The sequence below is a fragment of the Pullulanibacillus pueri genome (assembly GCF_014639255.1).
Lineage (GTDB): Bacteria > Bacillota > Bacilli > Bacillales > Sporolactobacillaceae > Pullulanibacillus > Pullulanibacillus pueri.
In genome coordinates, this window is record NZ_BMFV01000072.1 from 1 (window position 1) to 2,082 (window position 2,082).

General features: G+C 44.2%; 3 protein-coding genes. All 3 read right to left on the minus strand.

Going from position 1 to position 2,082, the window contains the following annotated elements:
* On the minus strand, positions 1 to 1,313 hold a 1,313-nt coding region (gene tnpC, locus IEV91_RS21440), incomplete at its 3' end, for an IS66 family transposase (RefSeq protein ID WP_188499464.1).
* 65 nt (positions 1,314 to 1,378) lie between these two features.
* On the minus strand, positions 1,379 to 1,735 hold the full coding sequence (gene tnpB / locus IEV91_RS21445; protein ID WP_188499465.1) for an IS66 family insertion sequence element accessory protein TnpB: 357 nt from the start codon (positions 1,733 to 1,735) through the stop codon (positions 1,379 to 1,381).
* Positions 1,729 to 2,082, minus strand: a 354-nt coding sequence (gene tnpA, locus IEV91_RS21450; protein ID WP_229745689.1) for an IS66 family insertion sequence element accessory protein TnpA, incomplete at its 5' end; no start/stop codon positions are given. The genes tnpA and tnpB, both read right to left, overlap by 7 nt.

Here is a 2,082-nt window from a genome sequence, read left to right on the forward strand (position 1 = left end):
CGGTTATTATCAATTTCCAAACGGCCATCCTTCAAGAATGCCTCTAATTTATCCCACTGGTTACGGCAATATTTGATCGCTTGTCCGAGTGCGCTTTTAGGCAGAACACGTGGTGTTTGTTCACGAAGCCATGCTGAAAAAGCCTCCATGATAGGTTGGCTGCGTTCCAATCGCTTTTCATAGCGTTCTTCTGGACTTGCATCCTTAAGATCACGCTCAATTTCAAAAAGTTGGTTACAAAACGCCAGACCTTCCTTGGCTTTAACGGCAGAAGTGCTCGCAGATTCAGGCAGAGCCTTCAAGGCCTCGGTGAATTTACGGCGTGCATGTGCCCAACAGCCAACCAAGGTCACTCCAGTCATTCCGTTGTAACCCGCATAACCGTCTACATGCAAATAGCCTTGAAAGTTTGCCAAAAATCGACGGGGATGTTTGCTTGCACGAGTTTGCTGATAATCATACAGAACGATGGGTGAACTTTCTCGTCCAGTACGATAGAGCCAAATGTATGAAGTCGACGTCGCTGGTCGTTCAGGTTCGGAAAGAACCTGCAAGGTTGTCTCGTCCGCATGAAGAATATCTTGCTTCAAAAGATGCTCATACATTTCATTGTGAATGAGCTTGAGCCACGTATTGGCACCATACATGATCCAATTAGCCAGAGTTTGCCGGGGTATGTATAATCCGAAACGCTCTAAATGTTTCTCTTGGCGATAGAGTGGCATACTCTCCACGTATTTTTGCGTCATGGTATACGCGATTGCCGATGGTGAAGCCAAACTTCCTGGATAAACAGGCTCTGGCATGGTCGCTGTGACAATCGGCGTCTTTATTTCATTGTGCTCGCAGTGACGGCAGCTGTATACATACCGCACATGTTTCTTTATCTTTGCTTGTGCTGGAATGACTTCTATTTCCCTGCGCACTTCCGTGCTCATCTCGTGTAGGGCACCACCACAGCACGAACAAACCTGTTCCTCATCAGATAAACGATGTTCAATCGTTTCTGTAGGCAGGTTTTCAAGCATCTGTTCACGCTGACCCCGTTGTTTCTTACGCTTATAAGTAATAGTCTCAACCGTGGGCTCTTCAACAGCTAGGTCAGCTGTTGCTTCAGCTTCATTGAAAAGAGAGAGCTGATCGGGGTGAGTCTTCTCACTAGACGTCCCAAATCTACGGTGTTGGCTGAGACGAAATTGTTCCTCATACCATTTTAATTTGGCTTCTAACGCTTCTTTTTCCATTTGAAGTGTTTCGTTGCGCTCTTTGTAGTATTCAATTGTTTCTTTTGATGTCTGCGCTGTTTTTTCCATAAATAAATTATACGAAAAAGAATCCGACCTGACTAGTCGAATTCTCTATTTTTAATAGACTATTTTTATAGAATGGTTCGCGCTTTGACTTCTTGGTGTGCTTGTTTTTGTTCAATGGACAGGCCCTCAAGCAGCCAACCGAGTTGGCGTGGACTAATCGTCATGGGGGTCTCATCCTTTTCAGATGGCCAGTGGAATGTTCCTTTTTCTAATCTTCGATAATGAAGCCAAAACCCGTTATTTTCCCACTGAAGAATTTTCAGCTTGTCGCGCTTCCGGTTACAAAAGACGAATAAACAAGGGGAAAAAGGATCAAGCTCAAAGCACTCTTTCACAATAACTGCCAAACCATCAATTGATTTTCGAAGATCGGTACTACCACGTGCCAAATAGGCACGTTCAAAATGAAAATGAGTTAGCATTGATTCTGAAGCACATGGACAACATCAGATAATAAGGCCATATTGGCTCCCGGACGCACCTCAACGGAAATAGAGCGAAAGTGTATAAGTACGGATTCCTGTCCACCACCAAGGCTTTTTTGTTCATCCTTTACACTAACTGTTAGCCATTGGGTTTCAGAGGGAACTTGTTCGGGAGACGTCATTTCATTTTCAAACTTTCGAACCCAATAATACATTTGATGGCGTTTAATGTCTTGTTCTTCGCACCATTCAGCTACGCTCAATCCACTCGTTTTCCAGGTATCAAAACGCGCTTTCCACTCTATTCTTTTGTCTGTTAGACTCATCACATAACCTCCCGAAGA